This is a genomic window from Nocardioides kribbensis (genome assembly GCF_015070375.1).
Taxonomy (GTDB): Bacteria; Actinomycetota; Actinomycetes; order Propionibacteriales; family Nocardioidaceae; genus Nocardioides; species Nocardioides kribbensis.
This window is the reverse complement of sequence record NZ_JADCLL010000001.1, coordinates 53,508-74,109: the sequence shown is the minus strand read 5'-3', so window position 1 is coordinate 74,109 and position 20,602 is coordinate 53,508. Positions and strand designations below refer to the sequence as shown.

22 protein-coding genes are annotated in these 20,602 nt (G+C 75.3%); 12 read left to right on the top strand and 10 right to left on the bottom strand.

What is annotated here, in order from left to right; all coding sequences use genetic code 11:
- Positions 1-199 precede the first annotated feature (199 nt).
- Positions 200-1,852 (top strand): DUF1800 domain-containing protein, encoded by a 1,653-nt coding sequence (locus IR170_RS00350; RefSeq protein WP_193660795.1) that lies wholly within the window; start codon positions 200-202, stop codon positions 1,850-1,852.
- Positions 1,853-1,862: 10 nt separating this feature from the next.
- Positions 1,863-3,146, top strand: a complete 1,284-nt coding sequence (locus tag IR170_RS00345; RefSeq protein WP_193660794.1) for a DUF1501 domain-containing protein — start codon at positions 1,863-1,865, stop codon at positions 3,144-3,146.
- 58 nt (positions 3,147-3,204) lie between these two features.
- On the opposite strand, the gene IR170_RS00340 is transcribed toward IR170_RS00345, so the two are convergent.
- On the bottom strand, positions 3,205-4,116 hold the full coding sequence (locus tag IR170_RS00340) for an NAD(P)-dependent oxidoreductase (protein WP_193660793.1): 912 nt from the start codon (positions 4,114-4,116) through the stop codon (positions 3,205-3,207).
- Positions 4,117-4,151: 35 nt separating this feature from the next.
- A complete protein-coding gene (locus IR170_RS00335; RefSeq protein WP_319804831.1) occupies positions 4,152-4,997 on the bottom strand; it encodes a spermidine synthase in 846 nt (281 codons plus the stop codon).
- A gap of 51 nt (positions 4,998-5,048) precedes the next feature.
- On the opposite strand from IR170_RS00335, the gene IR170_RS00330 reads away from it, so the two are divergent.
- Both IR170_RS00330 and IR170_RS00325 read left to right on the top strand, forming a co-directional pair.
- Positions 5,049-5,198, top strand: a complete 150-nt coding sequence (locus IR170_RS00330; protein ID WP_165699044.1) for a hypothetical protein — start codon at positions 5,049-5,051, stop codon at positions 5,196-5,198.
- Between the two features lie 103 nt (positions 5,199-5,301).
- Positions 5,302-5,625 (top strand): putative quinol monooxygenase, encoded by a 324-nt coding sequence (locus tag IR170_RS00325; protein WP_056864489.1) that lies wholly within the window; start codon positions 5,302-5,304, stop codon positions 5,623-5,625.
- 32 nt (positions 5,626-5,657) lie between these two features.
- On the opposite strand, the gene IR170_RS20130 is transcribed toward IR170_RS00325, so the two are convergent.
- On the bottom strand, positions 5,658-7,154 hold the full coding sequence (locus tag IR170_RS20130) for a helix-turn-helix domain-containing protein (protein WP_193660792.1): 1,497 nt from the start codon (positions 7,152-7,154) through the stop codon (positions 5,658-5,660).
- Between the two features lie 167 nt (positions 7,155-7,321).
- On the opposite strand from IR170_RS20130, the gene IR170_RS00315 reads away from it, so the two are divergent.
- The 5 genes from IR170_RS00315 to IR170_RS00295 are packed head-to-tail and all read left to right on the top strand — an operon-like array spanning position 7,322 to position 11,106.
- Complete coding sequence (locus IR170_RS00315; protein ID WP_193660791.1) at positions 7,322-8,365, top strand: amidohydrolase family protein; 1,044 nt, start codon at positions 7,322-7,324, stop codon at positions 8,363-8,365.
- A gap of 26 nt (positions 8,366-8,391) precedes the next feature.
- Positions 8,392-9,204: a metal-sulfur cluster assembly factor gene (locus IR170_RS00310; RefSeq protein ID WP_319804830.1), complete on the top strand. Its 813-nt coding sequence runs from the start codon at positions 8,392-8,394 to the stop codon at positions 9,202-9,204.
- Entirely contained in the window at positions 9,201-10,244 is a 1,044-nt protein-coding gene (locus IR170_RS00305) for an NAD(P)-dependent alcohol dehydrogenase (protein ID WP_227488373.1), read from the top strand. The genes IR170_RS00310 and IR170_RS00305 overlap by 4 nt, the downstream gene beginning before the upstream one ends.
- A gap of 1 nt (position 10,245) precedes the next feature.
- Entirely contained in the window at positions 10,246-10,752 is a 507-nt protein-coding gene (locus IR170_RS00300) for a DUF1097 domain-containing protein (protein ID WP_193660789.1), read from the top strand.
- A 21-nt stretch (positions 10,753-10,773) separates the two neighbouring features.
- Entirely contained in the window at positions 10,774-11,106 is a 333-nt protein-coding gene (locus IR170_RS00295; protein ID WP_193660788.1) for a putative quinol monooxygenase, read from the top strand.
- Between the two features lie 29 nt (positions 11,107-11,135).
- On the opposite strand, the gene IR170_RS00290 is transcribed toward IR170_RS00295, so the two are convergent.
- From IR170_RS00290 to IR170_RS00275, 4 genes are all read right to left on the bottom strand, one after another.
- Positions 11,136-12,548, bottom strand: coding sequence for a glycoside hydrolase family 3 N-terminal domain-containing protein (locus IR170_RS00290; protein ID WP_319804829.1), 1,413 nt, complete (start codon positions 12,546-12,548; stop codon positions 11,136-11,138).
- 25 nt (positions 12,549-12,573) lie between these two features.
- Positions 12,574-13,437, bottom strand: coding sequence for a hypothetical protein (locus tag IR170_RS00285; RefSeq protein WP_193660787.1), 864 nt, complete (start codon positions 13,435-13,437; stop codon positions 12,574-12,576).
- A gap of 44 nt (positions 13,438-13,481) precedes the next feature.
- A complete protein-coding gene (locus IR170_RS00280) occupies positions 13,482-13,904 on the bottom strand; it encodes a hypothetical protein (protein ID WP_056864495.1) in 423 nt (140 codons plus the stop codon).
- A gap of 286 nt (positions 13,905-14,190) precedes the next feature.
- Entirely contained in the window at positions 14,191-15,090 is a 900-nt protein-coding gene (locus IR170_RS00275; RefSeq protein ID WP_193660786.1) for an alpha/beta fold hydrolase, read from the bottom strand.
- 131 nt (positions 15,091-15,221) lie between these two features.
- Here IR170_RS00275 and IR170_RS00270 point away from each other — a divergent pair, with 131 nt between their 5' ends.
- Positions 15,222-15,914, top strand: a complete 693-nt coding sequence (locus IR170_RS00270; RefSeq protein WP_227488372.1) for a nitroreductase — start codon at positions 15,222-15,224, stop codon at positions 15,912-15,914.
- On the opposite strand, the gene IR170_RS00265 is transcribed toward IR170_RS00270, so the two are convergent.
- Positions 15,911-16,807 carry a CPBP family intramembrane glutamic endopeptidase gene (locus tag IR170_RS00265; protein WP_251532875.1) on the bottom strand — a complete coding sequence of 299 codons (897 nt, stop codon included), beginning with the start codon at positions 16,805-16,807 and terminating at the stop codon, positions 15,911-15,913. The genes IR170_RS00270 and IR170_RS00265 overlap by 4 nt on opposite strands.
- Before the next feature lie 97 nt (positions 16,808-16,904).
- Between IR170_RS00265 and IR170_RS00260 the strand changes: the two genes are divergently transcribed.
- Positions 16,905-18,434 carry a M28 family metallopeptidase gene (locus tag IR170_RS00260; RefSeq protein ID WP_193660783.1) on the top strand — a complete coding sequence of 510 codons (1,530 nt, stop codon included), beginning with the start codon at positions 16,905-16,907 and terminating at the stop codon, positions 18,432-18,434.
- Positions 18,435-18,564: 130 nt separating this feature from the next.
- Positions 18,565-19,083 (top strand): nucleoside deaminase, encoded by a 519-nt coding sequence (locus IR170_RS00255; RefSeq protein ID WP_193660782.1) that lies wholly within the window; start codon positions 18,565-18,567, stop codon positions 19,081-19,083.
- Between the two features lie 69 nt (positions 19,084-19,152).
- On the opposite strand, the gene IR170_RS00250 is transcribed toward IR170_RS00255, so the two are convergent.
- Together IR170_RS00250 and IR170_RS00245 are read right to left on the bottom strand one after the other, a co-directional pair.
- On the bottom strand, positions 19,153-19,917 hold the full coding sequence (locus IR170_RS00250; RefSeq protein WP_227488371.1) for a hypothetical protein: 765 nt from the start codon (positions 19,915-19,917) through the stop codon (positions 19,153-19,155).
- Complete coding sequence (locus IR170_RS00245) at positions 19,914-20,600, bottom strand: SatD family protein (RefSeq protein WP_193660781.1); 687 nt, start codon at positions 20,598-20,600, stop codon at positions 19,914-19,916. The genes IR170_RS00250 and IR170_RS00245 overlap by 4 nt, the downstream gene beginning before the upstream one ends.
- Between the last annotated feature and the right edge of the window lie 2 nt (positions 20,601-20,602).

Here is a 20,602-nt window from a genome sequence, read left to right as displayed (position 1 = left end):
GCGCCATGGGGCTCGACCGGGCGGCGCTGTCACGTGCGGGGAGAGGGGCGTACCCCAGGTCGGGTATCTGTGCGTCCGACCGCGGCCGACCCCTCAGGCCCCGCGGCCCCCCTGCCGATGAGGCTGGTCCCCCCGCACCACGGCCCGACTCCCCGGTCGGCCGGCTCGGCCCCTCCCCCCTCGGACCTGGAGTACCCCCGTGCCCGACGCGTCCCCCCGCACCGCACCGTCCACCACGACGGCCACCACGACGGCCACCACGACAGCCACCACGACCGCTGCCACCTCGCGACGCAGCGTGCTGCGCGCCGGCGCCACCGCGGCCGGCGCCGCAGGGCTCGGCGCCACCGTGCTCGCCACGCCCGGACGCGCCGAGGCGGCCCCGGCGTACCGCCCGGCGCGCTTCGCCGGCGACACCCCCCTCCTCGGGGCCCGCGACCGACACCTGGTCACGCGCTTCAGTTACGGCCTGACCCCCGCGCTCGCGCGGCAGGTGCGCAGGGCCGGAGGCGGGCGGGCGTGGTTCGAGCAGCAGCTCGACGCCGGCTCGGTCACCGACGGTGCCGGAGCCTTCGCCTCGTGGTGGCCCGGGCTGGGACGCACGCCCTCGGAGCTGTGGCAGCGCCACGTCGGCGAGGTCGAGGGCGGCTGGGAGGTGATGGACGACTACCAGCGCTGGCTGCTGCTGCGCCGCATGCACACCGGCCGTCAGGTGCACGAGGTGATGACGGAGTTCTGGGAGAACCACCTCAACGTGCCGGTCAACGGCGACGCCGTCTTCACCTGGCGCGCCGACTACGGCGACACCGTCCGGCGGCACGCCCTGGGTCGCTTCGACGAGCTGCTGCAGGACGCCGTGGTGCACCCCGCGATGCTGCTCTACCTCGACGGCGCCATCTCGACCGCCGAGCACCCCAACGAGAACCTCGGCCGCGAGCTCCTCGAGCTCCACACCGTCGGGCGCGGCCAGTACGACGAGGACGACGTCAAGGCCTCCGCGCGCATCCTCACCGGCTGGTGGGTGGACATGTGGCGCACCTGGGCCGCCTCCTACGAGCCGCGCCACCACGCCGTCGGGCCCGTCAGCGTCATGGACTTCAGCCACCCCAACGCCGACCGCGACGGCCGGGCCGTCACCCGTGCCTACCTCACCCACCTCGCCCACCACCCGGCGACCGCGGCCAGGATCGCCCGCAAGCTGGCGGTGAAGTTCGTCAGCGACGACCCGCCGCAGGCGCTGGTCGACGAGCTGGCCCGGGTCTACCTCGCCTCCGACACCGCCATCGTGCCCGTGCTGCGCGCCCTCGTCGCCTCCGAGGCCTTCGCCGGCTCCGCCGGGGCCAAGGTGAGGGACCCCGGTGAGGACGTCGTGGCGACCTACCGCGCCCTGCGGGTGAAGGTGAGCGAGCCGCCGCAGGGTCGCGCCGGTGACTCGTGGGGCGCCAACGCCGTGCTCTGGCAGTGCTCCGATCTCGGCAGCACGCCCATGTCCTGGCCCCGACCCGACGGGGCGCCGCTCGACAACGACTCGTGGTCCTCCTCCTCGCGGGTCGTGGCCTCCTTCGGCCTGCACTACGCGATGAGCGGGGGCTGGTGGCCCCGCGACGGCATGCGCTACCGCACGCCTCGGCAGTGGCTGCCGAAGGCCTCGATCCGCTTCGACCTGCTGGTCGACCACCTCGCCCAGGAGCTGCTCGGCGTGCACTCCACCGCCGAGCTGCTGCAGGCCTGCTGCGAGGCCTGCGACGTCCGCCCGGGCGAGCGGATCACCCGCGAGCACCGCCTGGTGAAGTGGGCCTTCCAGCGCCTGCTCACCACCTTCCTCGACTCCCCGCTGCACATGACCAGGTGACGGTGACCCCATGACGACCTCCCCCCTTCCCGCCGGGCCCCGCGCCGTCGCACCGGCCGGCACCCCCTGCTGCGCCGAGTACCTCGGCCTGAGCCGCCGCGGCCTGTTCCGGGGTCTCGCGCTCGCCGGTGCCACCACCGCGATCGGCTCGGCCGTGGTGACCGCCTCGCCCGCACGGGCCGCGAGCGCCTCCTCGGTGCTGGTGGTGGTGTCGCTGCGCGGCGCCGCCGACGGGCTGTCCCTGGTGGTGCCCCACGGCGACCCGGCCTACTACCGGGCCCGCCCGCGCATCGCCGTGCCCTCCGAGAGCCTGCTGGCCAAGGACGCGATGTTCGGGCTGCACCCCCAGCTCTCGCCGCTGCTGCCGCTGTGGACCTCGGGGCGCCTGGCCGCGATCCAGGCGACGGGGCTGCCGGTGGCCAACCGCTCGCACTTCTCGGCCATGGAGGAGCTCGAGGACGCCGCCCCCGGCTCGACCGCCCGCGTGGGCTGGCTCAACCGGCTCATCGGCGGTGACGCCGACGCCTCCCCGCTCGAGGGCCTCCACGTCGGGCTCGGGGTCGTGCCGACCTCCCTCTACGGCGGCGCGCCCGTCTTCGCGGTCAAGGACGTCGACTCGGTCGAGATCCCCGGCGCCGACCAGTACGACACCACCGGCGGGCGTCCTCGTTCGCTGCGCACGCTGTGGGGCGGCGACACCAGCCCGCTGGGGCGCGGGGTGCGCGCGACCTTCGACTCCGTGCAGGGCTTCGCGCCGGTCCAACGCGCCGTCGACCGCCGCGGGCGCTACCCCTCCACCGACCTCGGTCGCGCCCTCGCCGACGTGGCGCGGGTCGTGCGCGGCGACGTCGGGGTCGAGGTCGTCACCGTCGACCAGGGCGACTGGGACATGCACACCAACCTCGGCACCCTGGAGTGGGGCGACATGCGCCGCAACGCCGCCGACCTCGCCGGGTCCGTCGCCGCCTTCTTCGACGACCTCGGCCCCACGGGCGACAAGGTGACGATGGTCGTGCTCAGCGAGTTCGGCCGCCGGGTCGTGGAGAACAGCAACCAGGGCCTCGACCACGGCTACGGCAACGTCATGCTCGTCGCCGGCGCGGGGGTCAGGGGCGGGCGCTACTACGGCCGCTGGCCCGGCCTCGACACGACCCTCGACGCCGACCTGCTGGTCACCACCGACTACCGCCAGGTGCTCGGCGAGGTGGTCGCGAGCCGGTTCGCCGACGCCTCGGTGGCCCGCGTCTTCCCGGGGCTGTCCTACGACCCCGTGGGGTTCATGCGCACCGCCTGACCCGGCCGGGCCGGCCCGGGCGCGTCGGCTCGGGTCGGGTCGGGTCGGGCGCGTCGGGTCAGTCGACGCGGTAGGACGCCGACATGTCGCGGTCGCCGAGCCCGGCCTCCGCGGCCCGGGCGAGGTGCTCGCGCGCGCCCGGCACCAGGGTGAGGTCCAGCCCGGCGCCGCGTGCGGCGGCGAGGATGAGGTCGGCGTCCTTCAGCGCGCCGCTGAGGGCGAAGGACGGCTCGTCGTCGCCGGCGAGCATGGCGCCGCCCTTGAGCTGCACGTAGGGCGCGTCGAGCGCCCCTCCCTCGACGGCCTCCAGGAAGAGTGCCGGGTCGAGGCCGAGCTCGCGGGTCAGGCGCAGCGACTCCGCCACCCCCTCGAGCACGGTGAGCACCCAGGCGTTGGCCGCCATCTTCAGCCGGGAGCCCGCGCCGGCGGCGCCGAGCCACATCGTGCGGCTGCCCACGGCGTCGAGCACCGGGGCGATCCGGTCACGGGCGTCGTCGGGCCCGGAGGCCAGCACCACCAGGGCGCCCGCCTCGGCCGGGCCGCGGGTGCCGAGCACGGGGGCGTCGACGAGGGTGAGGCCGAGCTCCTCGGCGAGGGCGACGAGCCGGTCGGAGCCCTCGACTCCGACCGTGCTCTGCTGGACCCAGACGGCGTCGTCGCCCATCGCCGGCGCGACCTCGCGCACCACCGACTCCACGCTGTCGAGGTCGTAGAGCATGGTCACGACGACGTCGGCCCCGTCGACGGCCTCGGCGGCCGACGACGCCACCGTGGCGACGTCGGCCAGCGGCTCGGCCCGCTCGCGGGTGCGGTTCCAGACCGTGGTCGCCAGCCCCGCGGCCGCGATGTTGCGCGCCATGCCCGCGCCCATGACGCCGGTGCCGAGCACGGCCACGCGGGGCGCGGAGCCCGGCGACGGGGCGGGGACGTCGCTCGCGACGGGGGCGGGGGTGCTGCTCTGCTCGCTCATGGCGCCACGCTAGGTCGCCCGGGCGCCCGGTCCGCTCACCCCTCCGGACGACCGCCGGGCGCCGGCGGCTCGGGCAGGGGCGTGCCTCCCCCGAAGCCGCTGGCCACCCCCACCGCGTCGAGCACGACGTACGGCGTGGCCGCACTCACCGCCCCGCGCGCCAGCGCCCGGTCTCCTCCGGCGAGGTGCTCCGCGGCCCGGCCCGCCACCACCACGAGGTTGCCGGCGCGGCGGCCCTTCAGGGTCGGCGGCTCGGCGCTCAGCGTGAGGTGCGGCAGGTGCACCCGCAGGCCCGCCAGCACGTCGCGGGTGTGGGCGAAGGGCGTGCGGTCGCTGAGGTTGAGCAGGGCCAGGCCGTCCGGCGCCAGGGCGCGGGCGACCAGGGCGAAGGCGGCCGGCGTGACGAGGTCGGCGGGCACCCGGCCGGCGGCGTACGCGTCGAGGACGACGAGGTCGAAGGAGCCCTCGCGGAGCTCCGCCAGGCCGGTGCGGCCGTCGACGGGGCGCACCCTGATGCCGCTGCGCCGCGGCAGCGGGAGCCGCTCGCGCACCAGCGCGGTGAGCGCGGTGTCGGGCTCGAGCACCACCTGGCTCGACCGGGGCCGGGTGTGGGCGACGTAGCGCGGCAGGGTCAGCCCGGCCCCGCCGACGTGCACGACGCGCAGCGGCGCCCCGGGCCCGCCGTGGGCGTCGACGACATCGCCCATGCGGCGCACGTAGCCGAACTCCAGGCGCGTGGGGTCGTCGAGGTCGACGTGGGACTGGTCCCGGCCGCCGACGCGCACGACGAAGCCCCGCGCGCGCTCGGTGGCCACCACTTCGGCCGGCTCGGTCGCCTCGGCCACTCCGGCCGGCTCGCCCGACGGCGCCTGTGATCCCACACCGGCCAACCTAGGCGGTGCCCGCTTCGGCCCCTCGGTACCCTCCCCGGCATGGGCATGATGAAGAAGATGGGCAAGCTCGGCGTCGCGAAGCTGATCTACGACGAGGCGCGCAAGCCCGAGAACCAGGCACGCATCAAGGCGGCCGCCGCCAAGGTGCAGACGACCGTGCAGGAGCGCCGGGCCAAGCGCCCGCGCTGAGCGCACGCGCCGCACCGCGCGGACCCCGACCGGCAGGACGCCGACACCGGGCCTGCACCAGACCCGCACGAGACCAGCACCAGACCAGCACCGAGGAGAGCCGATGATCTTCATCACCGCGAAGTTCCAGATCAAGCCCGAGCACGCCGAGGACTGGCCCGAGATCTCTCGGCCCTTCACCGAGGCCACCCGCGCCGAGGAGGGCTGCCTGTGGTTCGACTGGTCGCGCAGCCTCGACGACGCCCACGAGTACGTGCTGGTGGAGGCCTTCCGCGACGGTGACGCCGGTGGCGCCCACGTCTCCTCCGACCACTTCAAGCAGGCCCAGCAGGACCTGCCGCCCTACCTCGTCTCCACCCCGAAGATCGTGAGCCTCGAGGCCCCCGGGACCGACTGGTCCGAGCTGGGCGAGATGCAGGTCGGCTGACCGCGACTCCCCGCGTCCACCTCAGGTCCTCCTCAGCGCTCCCGTGCCTCGCGGCCGGGGGCGCTGAGGTCGTAGTGGGCCAGCTTGCGGTACATCGTGGCGCGGCTGAGCCCCAGCTCCCGGGCCGCCGCCGTCACCGTGGCCCCCGGCCGGGCCAGGGCGCGTGCGATCTCGTCGCGTTCCACCGCCTCCAGCCGCGTCAGCCGGTGCGCGCTGGCCCTGCGCAGGTCGGCGGGCAGGTGCCGCACGTCGACGACGTCGGTGAGGCGACCGGCGTCGCGCACCACCCGGGCCAGCTGGTCGACGTTGTCGGGCCACGACGCGTCGCGCAGCACGCGCTCGGCGGCGGGGGTGAAGCCGAGGTCGCGGCCACGGTGGCGCCGGCCCAGGTGGGCGGCCAGCGGCACGACGTCGTCGGGGCGCTCCCGCAGCGGGGGTACGCCGACCACCGCACCCACCAGCGGGGCCAGCGACGCGGGCACGTCGTGGAGGTCCTGCGCGGTGAGCACCAACCGGGTCGCGGTGGCAGCACCGCCACGCGTGCCGGTCGCGGCGAGCAGGTCGCGCAGCCGCTCGGCGGCCCACAGCGGGAGGGTGTCGACGTCGGCGACGACGAACCCCGTGCCGGCCTTGCCCAGCTCGGGGGTCCACAGGTCGAGCCAGGCGTCGACGTCGCGCGGGTCGGGCGGGGTCGCACTGAGGATCCGGTCGCGTGGGCTCACCTGCCGCAGCGCCTGGGCACCGAGCGTCGCCCGGCCCGATCCGGGCTCCCCGAGCACGAGCACGACGTGTCCGGCCGCGAGCCCGGCGGCCGCCTCGGCCACGGGTGCGTTCCAGGCCGCCGAGAGCGCGGCGGCCAGGGTCGCCGAGCCGCTGACCGCGCGGGCCGACTCCACGCGGTAGACCTGACCGCGCGGCTGCGGGCGGGGCGAGCGGCCCTGCGAGCGGGCCAGCATGAGGGCGGCGGTCGTGCCGGCCGCCGACTGGGCGAGCGCGAGCAGCAGGTCGCTGGAGGAGCGCGACCAGGTCGTGAGGTTGACGCTGCCCTCGAGGCGCCCGGTCACGGGGTCGTGCACGGGCACCGCGGCGCAGGTGTAGCCGCACAGGCTGGCGCTGTAGTGCTGCTCGGCGTGCACGAGGGTCGGCACCCGGTCGGCCAGCGCCAGCGCCAGCCCGTTGGTGCCGGCGTCGCGCTCGGAGAAGGCGAACCCCGGCGCGAGGTGCACCCGGTCGAGGGCGCGCAGCAGGGTGCTGTCACCGCAGAGCCGGTCGAGCACCAGACCCTCGTGGTCGGTGAGCATCAGCGAGACCGGCTCCGAGGCCAGGGTGGCGTGCAGGCCGCCGAGCACCTCGCGCCCGCACTCGAAGAAGAGCGACTCGGTGTCGACGGCGCCGGCGAAGGCGGGGTCGACCTCGTCGAGGGGCACGCCGTAGTCCTCGCTGCGCTGCCAGCTGGCCAGCACCCGCTCGGGCACCGGACCGCCCGGTGCGACCTGGCGCGCGCGCAGAGGCACCACCTCGTCGTCCACGTCCCACCTCCCCGTCGTGTGACCCACGTTACGTCGGGGACGCCGCCCACGGCATGCCCCGCTGTCTCAGATTGAGACACGGCACCCCTCGGCGACACCCCCGCCGGCTGCCTACGGTCGAGCCAGACCAGGTGTGACACCCGTCACCCGTCCAGAGGGGATCGAGCATGTACAGCAAGAACGGTGAGGACTTCTACATCGTCGACGCGCACATCGCGCTGTGGGACGCGCGGCCGGAGAACCAGCGCAACATCCACGGCAAGCAGTTCATCGACTGCTTCTACGACTACCACCGCAACCTCAGCCCCGAGTCGGAGCAGTGGGGCTACGAGGAGTACCTCTACCAGGGCGGCGAGCGGCTGATGAAGGACGTCTTCACCGACGGCTACGCCGACCACGCGATCTTCCAGCCGGCCTACCTCAAGGAGTTCTACAACACCGGCTTCGGCCAGTCCGAGGAGGCTTTCGCCCTCGCCCAGGCCCACCCCGACAAGCTCACCTACAACCACAACTTCGACCCGCGCAACGGCGAGCAGGGCCTCGAGCAGCTCCACGCCGACGCCGAGAAGTACGGCCTCAAGGGCGTGAAGCTCTACACCGCCGAGTGGCACGGCGACTCACGCGGCTGGAAGCTCGACGACCCGTGGGCGGTGCGCTACTTCGAGGCGTGCCGGGAGCTGGGCATCCGCAACATCCACGTGCACAAGGGCCCCACGATCCGTCCGCTCGACCGCGACGCCTTCGACGTGGCCGACATCGACCACATCGCCAGCGACTTCACCGACCTCAACTTCATCGTCGAGCACGTGGGCCTGCCCCGCCTGGAGGACTTCTGCTGGATCGCCACCCAGGAGCCCAACGTCTACGGCGGGCTCGCGGTCGCGATGCCGTTCATCCACACCCGGCCGAAGTACTTCGCCCAGATCATGGGCGAGCTCCTCTACTGGATCGGGGAGGACCGGATCCTCTTCTCCAGCGACTACGCCATCTGGACCCCGAAGTGGCTGGTGGAGTCGTTCGTGGACTTCCAGATCCCCGAGGAGCTCGGCGAGTACGCCCCGATCACCCTGGAGCAGAAGAAGAAGATCCTCGGCCTCAACGCCGCCAAGCTCTACGACCTCGAGGTGCCCGCGCGACTGCGGCTGCCCGACGCCGACGAGACCGCGACCGGCCCGCGCCAGCCCGAGCGGGCCGACCTGGCGGCCGTGTGATGGCGCCCGCGACCCTGACCACGCGCGTGCGGCTCGACCCCCCTCCGGGGGCCGGGCTCGACGAGGAGCGCGTCCGCCGGGCCATGGACGTCGTCATCGACCCCGAGCTCGACGAGCCGATCACCGACCTGGGCTTCGTGCGCAGCGTCGAGGTCGGCACGGGCGGGCCCACCGACGTCACCGTCCACCTGCGGCTGCCCACGTCCTTCTGCTCGCCCAACTTCGCCTACCTCATGGCCTCCGACGCCAAGGACGCGGTCAGCGCGCTGCCCGGCGTCGGGCGGGTGGTCGTCGAGCTCGACGACCACCACGACTCGGTGATCATCAACGCCGGCCTCGCCACCGACGCGGGCTACCGCGGCACGTTCCGCCACGAGGCCGAGCAGGACCTCGACGAGCTGCGCGAGACCTTCCGGCGCAAGGCCCACACCGCCGCGATGGAGCGGGCCCTGACCGGTCTGCTGCGCTCGCGGAGCGACCTCGAGGAGGCCCGCGTCGGCGACGTCGTGCTCGGCGACCTCCCCGACGACGAGGTCACCCGCTCGCTGCTGCGCCGCAGGAGCGAGATCGGGCTGGACACCGACCCGGCCTCGCCGGTGCTCGTCGACGCGCACGGCACGCCGTACGCCGAGGGCGAGGTGCCGATGGCGCTGCGCCGGGCCCGCTCGACGCGCATCTCCATCGACGGCAACGCCCACTTCTGCCGCGGCCTGCTCGCCACCCGCTACCCCGGCTCCGAGGCCGACCAGAGCGAGCGACCCGACCCCGACCGGACGTTCGTGCCGCTCACCGAGATCACCACCCGTCCCACCACCAGCACGAAGGAGCTCTCCGCATGAGCACGATGCGCGCCGTCCAGGTGGTCGGCTACCACCAGGACCTGCAGATGACCGAGGTCCCCAAGCCCGAGCCCACCGGCCCCTTCGACGTCGTCGTGCGCATCGGGGGCGCCGGGGTGTGCCGCACCGACCTGCACATCCTCGAGGGCCAGTGGGCCGAGAAGTCCCAGGTGCAGCTGCCCTACACGATCGGCCACGAGAACGCCGGCTGGGTGGAGGCGGTCGGCAGCGCGGTCACCCACGTCGCCGAGGGCGACAAGGTGATCATGCACCCGCTCGTCACCTGCGGGCTGTGCCGGGCCTGCCGCTCGGGCGACGACGTGCACTGCGAGACCAGCCAGTTCCCGGGCATCGACACCCACGGCGGCTACGCGGAGTACCTCAGGACCACGGCGCGCAGCGTCGTGCGCATCGACGACTCGCTCGAGCCCTCCGACGTGGCCGCCCTCGCCGACGCCGGCCTCACCGCCTACCACGCGGCGGCCAAGGCCGCCCGCCGGCTCACCCCGCGCGACCGCTGCGTCGTCATCGGCGCCGGCGGGCTGGGCCACATCGGCATCCAGGTGCTCAAGGCGCTGAGCCCGGCCGAGCTGATCGTCGTCGACCGCAACCCCGACGCGCTCAAGCTGGCCCTCACCATCGGCGCCGACCACGGCGTCGTCGCCGAGGGCCGCCAGGTGGAGGAGGTGCTCGACCTCACCGGCGGGCACGGCGCCGAGGTGGTCGTCGACTTCGTCGGCGAGAACGGGTCGACCGCCGAGGGCCTGGCGATGACCCGCCAGGCCGGCGACTACCACGTGGTGGGCTACGGCGAGAACATCGACGTGCCGACCATCGACCTGATCTCCTCGGAGAAGAACATCATCGGCAACCTGGTCGGGTCCTACAACGACCTGTGCGACCTGATGGCCCTCGCCGCCCGCGGCGACGTCACGCTGCACACCCAGAAGTACGCCCTCGACGACTTCCAGAGCGCCATCGACGACCTCGACGCCGGGCGCGTGCGCGGTCGGGCCATCCTCACGCCCGAGGGGATCTGACGTGAAGAGCCTGTTGGGCATCGGTGTCTCCGTGGGCCTGCTGGCCGGGGCGTGGACCTGGGTCAGCGTCGAGGCCGGACTGATCACCTGGATCGCCTTCGTCGCCTGGGCCTGCTTCTTCGCCGCCGGCGGCGGCACCGAGGGGCTGCGCAAGGGCTTGGCCGCCAACCTGGCCGGCCTGGCCTGGGGCTACGTCATCAGCCTCGTGCTGGAGCTGGACTCCGCCACCTGGGTGCTCGCGCTCTCGGTGACCGTGGTCGGCTTCATCCTCTGCGTCGAGTCCGCCTGGTCGGTGCTGTCGTTCATCCCGGGGGCCTTCGCCGGCACGGCCGTCTTCTTCGGCTCCGCCTTCGACCTCACCGGGAGCCTCGTCGCGATCCTCGCCGGAGCCGCCCTCGGTCTGGTCTCGGCCCTGCTCGGCGCCCGCATCCAGGCAGCCGTCGACCACCACGGCAGCGGGGTGCGTCCCGCTGCCGGCCCCACCCCCGGCGCCCCGGCGCCGGCCTGACCCGTCCCCAGGAGGAGACACATGATCCACAACACGGCGCGCTTCACGGTGCGTCCCGAGCACGCCGACGACTGGCCCGAGATCGCGCGGGCCTTCACCGAGGCGACCCGCGCCGAGCCCGGCTGCCTGTGGTTCCACTGGTCGCGCGACGTCGACGACCCGTGCCAGTACCTGCTGCTGGGCGCGTTCCGCGAGGACGCGGCCGCCGACCACGTCGGCTCGGCGCACTTCCAGGAGGCCCAGCGCACGCTCCCGGCGTACCTGCAGCAGACCCCCACGATCCTCGGCGTCGTCGTCGAGGACCGTGAGTGGGTGGAGCTGGGCGAGATGAGGGTGCCCGCCGAGGCCACCTAGACGTCCCGTGCCCCCCGCAGGGGCGACACTCACCCGGCCGCGGCCGCCAGCTCCTCGGCGGCCGCGGCCGCGGTGTCGGCGAGGGCGGCGAGGTCGGGGGCACCTGCGGCGTCCACCGGCACCGGCCGCGCGCCGGCGACCCGCTGCTGCCACAGCTGGACCGCGACGACCCGGGACGCGGCCTCCTCGACCCGCTCGCGCGACAGGCGACCCTCCTCGATGGCCCGGGTCAGGGTGCGGTGGGTGCGGGCGGTGTCGGCGGGCATCAGCAGCAGGTCGGCGCCCGCCGCGAGCGCGCTCACCGCAGGCTCCTCGCGCCCAGCCACCGCGCCCATGCCCAGGGAGTCGGTGATGGCGACGCCCTCGAAGCCGAGCTCCTCGCGCAGCAGGTCGTAGGTCTCCGGTGCCAGGCTCGCCGGCACCCCGGGGGCGACCGCGTCGACGGCGACGTGGCTGACCATGATCGACGGTGCCTCGTGCAGCACCGCCTTGGCGAAGGGGCGCAGGTCACGGTCGGCCAGCTCGGCCATGCTCACGTCGAGCTCCGGCAGCGCGACGTGGCTGTCGACGCCCACGGCGCCGTGGCCGGGGAAGTGCTTGGGGGTCGAGACGACGCCGGCCCGGTCGTAGCCCGCCACCGCGGCCGCCACCGCGAGGGCGGCCGTGGCGGGGTCGGTCGACGGCGAGCGCGAGCCGATGGTCGGGTCGCCGGCGCCGATCGTGACGTCGGCGACCGGGGCGAAGACCCAGGTGAAGCCGAGACCGCGCAGCTCCATGGCCAGCGCGTCGGCGGCGGCGCGCACCACGGCACGACCCGGCTTCTCCCCCGCGGCCACCGCGTCGCCCGCCGCGGCGAAGGCCGGGAAGTCGGTGGCCACCCCGGAGAGGTGGGAGACCAGCCCGCCCTCCTGGTCGACGCCGACGACCGGCGGGAAGTCTCGGCCGTCGGCGCTCACGGCCGCCTCGACGGCCGCGGTGGTGGCCCGCACCTGCGCGGCGTCGACGACGTTCTCGGCCGTCACCGACACCCCCGCCAGATGGTGCTCGGCCACGAGGTCGGCCGCGACCTCCGGGTCGGTGCCGGCGTAGCGGCCCACGACGACCTGGCCGGCGAGCCGCTCGGCGTCCCACCCCGCGACCAGCGCACGGGCCTGCTCGACCTCGCCGACGGTCGGGCCCCATCCGGTGGGCTCCGCCGAGTCCTCCGAGGAGACGTCGCCGGCCGCGTCGGACGCGGTGGACGCGCTGGAGGGCACCGTGGTGCCCGGTGTCCCGGCGCTGCCGGCCGGCCCCGTCGGGGTGCCGGTGGCACCACAGCCCGCCAGCACGAGGGCGCTCAGCGCCAGCGCGCACAGGCCCGCCGGGCGCGCGGGCGGCCGCGGGTGCCGGGCCGTGGAGGGGCGGGAGGCCCTGGGACGGGAGGTGGAGGGAGGACGCAGCACCCGGCCGAGGCTAACCGCGGGGGCCTCAGAGCCCGCAATGGGTGGCGAAGAAGCCCCGCAGCGCCGCGCGGGTGGCGTCGGGCAGCGGCAGGTAGAACGACGCCGCCGCGGGCAGCCCCGGGCCGCCCACCCGCACGCCGACCAGGGTGCCGACCTTGTCCTCGGCCAGCGCGTGGGGGTCGCAGCGGCTCGGCACGAGCCGCAGCCGCACCTGCTCGGGCGGCCCGGGGGCCAGGCGCACCCGCACCCCCGAGCCGACCGAGGCCGACCCCTCGGCCTGGCGGAAGAGCACCGTGTCCTCGAAGCCGCGGAACACCGTCGCGGGGTGCGCTGCGCCGGTGGGGCGCAGCGTCACGTCGAGCTCCAGCACCGAGCCCCGCCCGCGGCCCACCACCCGCGGCTCGCCCACCTCGAGGTCGGCCGCGTCGGCGAGCCGCTGCGCCGCGCAGTCGCGGTCGAGGAAGAGCCCGACCGCGCCGTACCGGTCCTCGGCGGTGGTCGTCGACTCCACCGGTGGGCCGCCGTCGACGCGGTAGGTGAGCCTCACCGTGGCGTCCGATCCCGTGCCGCAGCGTGCGAGCGGCAGGGCGACGGGCAGGTCGGCCTCGTTGAGGAAGGTCTTCTCCCCGGTCCAGGTCGTGGTGGCGAAGCGCTCGGAGCCCACCTCGGCCCGCAGCGCGGTCAGCTCGTGGTCGGTGGAGTCCACCAGGCGCACGAACACCTCGCGGCCCTGCCGCTCGAGGCGGGACTGGTCGACGTAGGCCGCCAGCCCGTCGGGCCAGGGCGCCGACCCGACCGGCCGGGCCGAGGCCGCGTCACCCGGCGAGGGTGCGCCCGGGCCGGGAGCCCCGTCGGCGCAGCCCGTGGCGGCGCCCAGCACGAGCGACACCACCACCGACGCGAGCCACGGGCGCCCGCGCCCGACCGCGTGCCTCACAGGTGGTCGGGCACGATCAGCGCGTCGGGGTCCTGGCGCACCGGCATGGCCTCCAGCGCGGCCCGCGTCAGGTCGACGGCACCGCTCACCAGGCGCCGCCTGCGCCGCTCGGACAGCCGGTCCCACGCGCCCGGTCGTCGGTGCTCCATGAGCTCGCCGGTGGCGCGCTCGGCCGCCTCGGCGAGCTCGGCGTCGCTGAAGACCGGCCGGCTGCCGACCGTGGGGCGCTCGGGCAGCGCGGTGAGCACCGGGAGCACGACGTCGCCCGCGGCGACCTTGGCGCGGTAGCTCCTCTCCCGCGGCAGCCGGGCCCAGGCGGTCGCGAGGTCGCCACGGCCCCAGGGCGGGCGCGTCGCCGACCACAGCCTGCGCGCGACGGCGTCGACCGCGACGGTCATCTCGTGCTCGGTGAACCTCATGCCCCGATTCTGGACCACCGGCGCCGGCGCCGCGCCGGGCGCGGCCGCCCGGTCGGGGCACCGGGACGGGAAACACCCCCCGGGACGGGTCCCGGGGGGTGCTTGTCGCAACCTGCTCCCCCCGAAAGCGGGAACGCTCAGAGGCAGCAGGCAGCCCTAGGTTCACCCGGAGATGCGGGTGATCCATCACCCGCCAGGTGTGAGCCTGTAGGGCCCTTACAGAAGACCACCCCGTCGCCGGCCGCGCCAGGGGCTCGCGCGGATCCGGTCCTTCGGGGTGAGGGGATCAGGCCTCGCGGTCCCGGTCCTCCTGCGGAGCCTGCGCCGGCACCCGGTCCAGCACCCGGTCGAGCACGGCGCTGGCCACCTGGTCGGGGCACTCGTCGGGCGTCCAGTGCGAGGCACCCTCGAGCGCGACGAAGCGGTAGTCGGCGCGCACGTGGGACCCGCACGCGTGCGCCGCGGTGGGTGAGGTGGCCAGGTCGTCGGCTCCCCACAGGAACGTCGTCGGCACCGTGACCGGCGGGGTGGCGGCGAGGTCGCCGTCCATGGCGCGGTACCACCCCAGCGCCGGGGTGAGGGCGCCCGAGCGCATCAGGTCGACGTAGGCCTCCACGTCGGGCGCGGCGACCGCGCCGCCGTAGAGCGCGCGCAGCCCGCGGGCGTCGTCGTCGAGCAGAGAGGCCTCGCCGCGGCCAGGCTCGCGGAAGACCCGGATGTAGGCCGAGCGGCGCTGCTGCTCGGGGTCCTCGCGCAGGGCCGCCCCGAAGGCCGCGAGGTGGGGCACCGAGAGCGCGGTCAGCGTGCGCAGCCGCTCGGGGTGCCGCGCGGCGAGCGCCCACGCGACCGAGGCGCCCCAGTCGTGGCCGACCAGGTGGAAGGGGCCCGTGTCCAGGGCGTCGGCCACCGCCAGCACGTCGGCGACCAGGCGCGGCACGGCGTACGCCGCCACCGCGGCGGGCCGGGCCCCCGGGGAGTAGCCGCGCTGGTCGGGCGCCACGAGGCGCAGGCCGTGCCCGGCGAGACGCTCGACGACCCGGCCCCAGCTGCGCGCCGACTGCGGGAAGCCGTGCAGCAGGAGCACCGGCACGCCGTCGGCGGGCCCGGCGAGGTGGACGTCGAGCTCGATCGGGCCGTGGTCGGGGTCGTCGACGACCACCGTGGTCGACGCGTCGAAGGCGCTCATGGGCCGAGCATGGCATCCCGACGCGGGGGTCACCACCGACGACCGCGGGGCCGTGGCCGCCCGGCCCGCGACGACGCCCCACCCCCGACCGTGACAGCAGCGCTGTCACGGACAGTGCCATGATGACGCCCATGAGCGACATCGACGTCCTGGAGCGCATCCTCGCCGAGCGGTGGAGCTGCCGCGGCTACCTGCCCGACCCCGTCGACGACGCGGTGGTCGAGCGGCTGCTGCTCGCCGCGCAGCGCACGCCGTCGTGGTGCAACACCCAGCCCTGGCAGGTGCACGTGGTCTCCGGCGACGCCGCACGCGCGCTGAGCGCGCGCATGCTCGCCTCCTTCGACGGCGCCGGCAGCGACTTCCCTTTCCCGGAGACCTACACCGAGGAGCGGCAGGCGCGACGACGCGAGAGCGGCTGGCAGCTCTACGACGCCGTCGGGATCGCCAAGGGCGACCGGGAGCGCTCCTTCGCCGAGGGGCTGCGCAACTTCGAGCTCTTCGGCGCGCCCCACGTCGCCGTCGTGACGACCGCCGCCGAGCTCGGCACCTACGGCGCGGTCGACTGCGGGCTCTACGTGCAGACCTTCCTGCTCGCGGCCCACGCCCTCGGCCTCGGCGCCTGCGCCCAGGCCGCCCTGGCGGGGCAGTCGCCGCTGCTGCACGAGGTGCTCGACCTGGCCGAGGACCGCCGCGTGGTCTGCGGCATCTCCTTCGGCCACCCCGACCCCGGGCACCCCACGGCGTCCTACCGCACCACGCGGGCCCCGCTGGAGGAGGTCGTCACGCGCGTCACGCGCCTCGACGGGGCTGCGCACCACTCCTAGGTCGGCAGCCAGGACACCTGCCCGGCGAGCACGGCGTAGCCGACGAAGGCGCCGATGTCGAGCAGGGTGTGGGCCACCACCAGCGGCATGACCCGGCCCCACCGGCGGTAGAGCCAGCCGAAGAGCAGGCCCATGACGAGGTTGCCCACGAAGCCGCCGAGGCCCTGGTAGAGGTGGTAGCTCCCCCGCAGCACGGCGGCCACGACGATCGCCGTCAGGTCGCCCAGGCCCAGCTGACGCAGCCGCACCAGCACGTAGCCGAGGACCAGCACCTCCTCCACGATGGCGTTCTCCAGCGCCGAGAGCACCAGCACGGGGATGTGCCACCACACGTCGGGCAGGTTGTCCGGCACCACGGTGAGGCTCAGGCCCAGGGCGTGCATCACGAGGTAGAAGGCGACCCCGACCGACCCGACGCCGGCGGCGATCGCGGCGCCGCGCGCGAGGTCGAGCCCGGTCAGCCACGCTCCCCCGCGGGCCCACAGCTCGCGCAGGCCAGCGCCGGAGCGCACCAGGAGGTAGCCCGCCAGCAGCACCGGCACGAGCGAGAAGCCGAAGGCCAGCAGCTGGTAGACCAGGTCGAACCACGGTCGCTGCGGGGCGTAGGAGCCGTTCATCGACGCCGTCTGGCCGGCGAGCCCCCCGGGGGCGGTCGCCGCCTCGAGCAGGTTGACCACCGAGTAGACGGCCGAGCGCCCCAGCGAGAGCGCCAGCACCACGACCAGCTCGACGAGCAGCAGCCGGCGGCTCAGCAGCCCTCCCGGGCTCTGCGGCGCCGGCACGGCGGTCGAGCCGGGCACCTCGGCGGCCCGGGCGGCCCGGCCGCGGGGGTCGGGGGCGGGCCCACGGGCGGGGTCGGGGGACGGGCCGGACCCGTCGGTGTGCGTCGCCACGGACGCCAGCCTGCCACCCGCAGGTGAGGGGCGGCTGAGAGCCGGCGTGGCAGGGTGGACGGCACGCACCTCGTCTACTCGGAACGGGAGCACACCCATGCACGACCCCGCACACCCCTCGTCCCAGGCCCCCGGCAGCGACACCACGGCGTCGCCCCACCCGGCCTCGCCTCCCCCCGCCACCACCCGGCGCCGGCTGCTCGGCGGCTCGGGGGCGCTGGCCGCCGGAGCCGTCGGCGCCACGGTCTCCCGCGGGTCCGCCGCCGCGGCCGGCCCCGGTCGGGGGCCCGGCCCGTCGGGCGTCCTCGACACCGCCGAGTGGCCCGACGGGCCCGGGCGCCCGCTGCGCGCCCAGCGCGCCGACCGCGAGCTGCGCGCGATCATGGCCGAGGTCGACCCCGACCGGATCCGTGCCATCGTGGAGAAGCTGGTGTCCTTCGGCACCCGGCACACCCTGTCGAGCCAGGACGACCCCGAGCGCGGCATCGGCGCGGCCCGCGACTGGATCGCCGCCGAGATGCGCCGCTACGCCGCGCGCTCGGGCGGGCGGATGAGCGTCACGGTCCCGTCGTACGTGCAGGAGCCGGCCTCGCGCATCCCCGCGCCGACCCGGATCAGCAACGTCGTGGCGCGTCTGGAGGGCTCCTCGGATCCCGGACGGGTCTACGTCGTCTCCGGTCACTACGACTCGCGTGCCACCGACGTCATGGACGCCACCTCCGACGCCCCCGGCGCCGACGACGACGCCAGCGGCGTGGCCGTGGCCATGGAGCTCGCCCGCATCATGGCCACCCGGCGCCCGGCCGCGACCATCCTCTTCGCGGCCGTGGCCGGCGAGGAGCAGGGCCTCTACGGCTCCACGTTCCTGGCCCGCCAGCTCACCGAGGAGGGCGCCGACGTCCAGGGCATGTTCACCGACGACATCGTCGGCAGCAGCCGCGCCGACGACGGCGAGCGCGACCGGCGCAGCGTGCGGCTCTTCGTGCAGGGCGTGCCGACGAGCGAGGACGAGGCGCGCGCCGCGACCCGGCTCTCGATCGGCGGGGAGAACGACTCCCCCACGCGCCAGCTCGGCCGCTTCGTCGCCGAGGTCGCCGACCCGCGCCTGACCGGCATGGAGGTGCGCCTGGTCTACCGCCTCGACCGCTACCTGCGCGGCGGCGACCACCGACCCTTCCTCGAGGCGGGCTACCCCGCGGCCCGCTTCACCGAGCCGGCCGAGGACTTCGCCCACCAGCACCAGGACGTGCGGGTCGAGGACGGCGTGCAGTACGGCGACCTGGTGCGCTTCTGCGACATGGACTACATCGCCGGCGTCACCCGGGTCAACGCCGCCGCACTGTGGTCGCTGGCCCAGGCCCCGGGCGTGCCGCGCGACGTGGTGGTGGACACCACCGCGCTGACCAACGACAGCACCCTGAGCTGGTCGCCCGGGTCGGGCGAGACAGCGTCGTACGAGGTCGTGTGGCGCCCGACCCCCGAGCCGCTGTGGCAGCACGTCGTCGCGGTGCGGGGCACGAGCGCGACCCTGGACCTGTCGAAGGACAACGTCGTGCTCGGGGTGCGCGCCGTGGGGCCCGACGGCCACCGCAGCCCCGCGGTGTTCCCGTTCCCCGCCCCCGCCTGACCGGTCGCCCGCAGGCGCCCCGGCAAGCCGGTCCGCCCGGGTGAGCGCAGGCCCCTGCGGGCCGTGGTGGTGTGGCACCTCACCCGCGCGGCCGTCCCCGGCCGCCCCACCACGACCCGCAGGAGTCCTCGTGACCGCACCCCACCGCGACGCGCCCACCGGGGCGGACGCCGGTCACGACCCGCGCCACGCGCAGCGCGCCGTCGAGCTCGCGCTGCTCAACGTCGACCAGGGCGGCAAGCCCTTCGCCTGCGTGGTGGTCGACGCCGCGACGGGCGAGGTGGTCGTGGAGGCGGCCAACCAGGTGGCCCAGTCCGGCGACCCGACCGCCCACGCCGAGATCACCGCGATCCGCGACCTCGCCGCCCGGGGGCGCTCCGACCTCGAGGGCTGCGACGTCTACGTCACCGCCTACCCCTGCCCCATGTGCCTCGGCGCGCTCTACTACGCCGCACCCGACCGGGTGCTCTTCGGCGCGACCCGCGAGCAGGAGGGCGAGCACTACGAGGACGGTGGGCGCTGGATGACCCTGGCGACTTTCTACGACGAGTACGCCCGGGAGCCCGCGGACCGCAGCCTGCCCTCCGCCCAGGTGGCGGTCGAGGACCCGACCGCGCCGTTCCGTGCCTGGTCGGAGCGCCACGGCTGAGGCCGTGTGCCTTCACTCCGACGCAGTGAAGCCTCAGGCTTGACAGGCAGGCGGATCAAGCCGGGCGGATCAGGCCAGGTGGATCAGTGCGGCGCCGCCGAGGGCGAGCAACCAGCTGGCGAAGCTGCCGATGAGGAAGTACTCGGTCACGTCGCTCGGCCCGTCGGCGGGCAGTGCCGGGTCGCGCTGGGCGCGCTGCAGCTCGGGGAACCGCAGCAGCCCCTTGGCCGCCACGACGATGGCGGCCGCGGTGAGCTCGCCCAGCGCTCCCAGGCCGGTCAGGAAGACGCGCTCCATCGGGCCCAGCACGCGCCCGCCCTTGAGCTGCTTCTCCCCCGAGGTCGCGGGCACGCCGACGGCGTCGAGCAGGAGGCGGACCAGGATGTTGGCCGTCACCAGCTGCGCGAGCACCACACCGGTGGCGACCAGGAGGTCGGCGGCGGGCCAGCGCGCGAGGAGCGTGGCGTCCAGGCGGGCGGGCCAGACCGGCTCCGAGCCCACCAGCTGCACCCCCAGCACGGCGACGGCGGCGCCGGCCACCGGCGCCGCGAAGGCGACCACCCGCGCGCGCGAGCGCGACCGGGCGGGGAGGTCCACGTCCATCGCCCGCGCCGACGCCAGCAGCCACACCACGAGCGCGACGGCCAGCAGGAGGAAGAGGGCGACGACCTCGCCCGCCCCGAGGTCGAGGAGCACCAGCCCGACCAGCAGCGGCGCGAGACCCGCGACGAGGCAGCCGAGCAGCCGACCGCGGCTGAGGAGGTCGTGGGAGGGGCGACCGAGGTCGCAGGCCCCCAGGCCCACCAGCCACAGCCCCACCAGCACCAGGCTCACCGCTGCTCCTCCCGACCGGCCCTCGCCGGCCCCGTCGCCGATCCCGCCCCTGAGTCCGTCTCGGTCCCTCCCGCTGCGAAGCTGAGGTGAGCATCGCGCAGCGCACCGACACCGCGGGCGAACTGCTGGCTGACCGCCGACCGCGAGATGCCCTGGTCGGCGGCGATCTCCGCCTGGGAGCGGCCCTGGAGCGCCGCGAGCGCCAGGCTGCGGCCGCGGTCGCCGAGGCGGTCGAGCAGCGCGTCGCGGGTGAGCAGGAAGGCGTTGACCGGGCCGGCGTGGGTGCCGCCGGCCCCGGCGTCGTACCAGGTGCGACTGGAGGCGCGGCGCGGGCGTCCCAGCACGTCGAGGGCCTCGCGTGCGGCCCACCAGCCCGGCCCGTCCTGGAGCAGCGGGGTGCGCTGGTCGTCGTAGACCGTGACCTCGCCGTGGCCCAGGCCGCAGCGCACGTCGACGTCGGGCAGCAGGGCCAGGCGCACCAGGGCGGTGGCCAGCACCGCGTCGGCCAGGGTCGTGAAGGCTCCCTGGAGCTCGTCGCCCACGGTCGCCTCGAGGCGCTGCGCCGGGGTCAGGGCACGGGAGACCTCGGCGAGCACCTCGACGATGCGCCGCTGGGCCGCACCGCGGTCGGGCAGGTCGCGGGAGCCGACGACGTCGCCGATGAGGGTGAAGAGCTGCACCATTG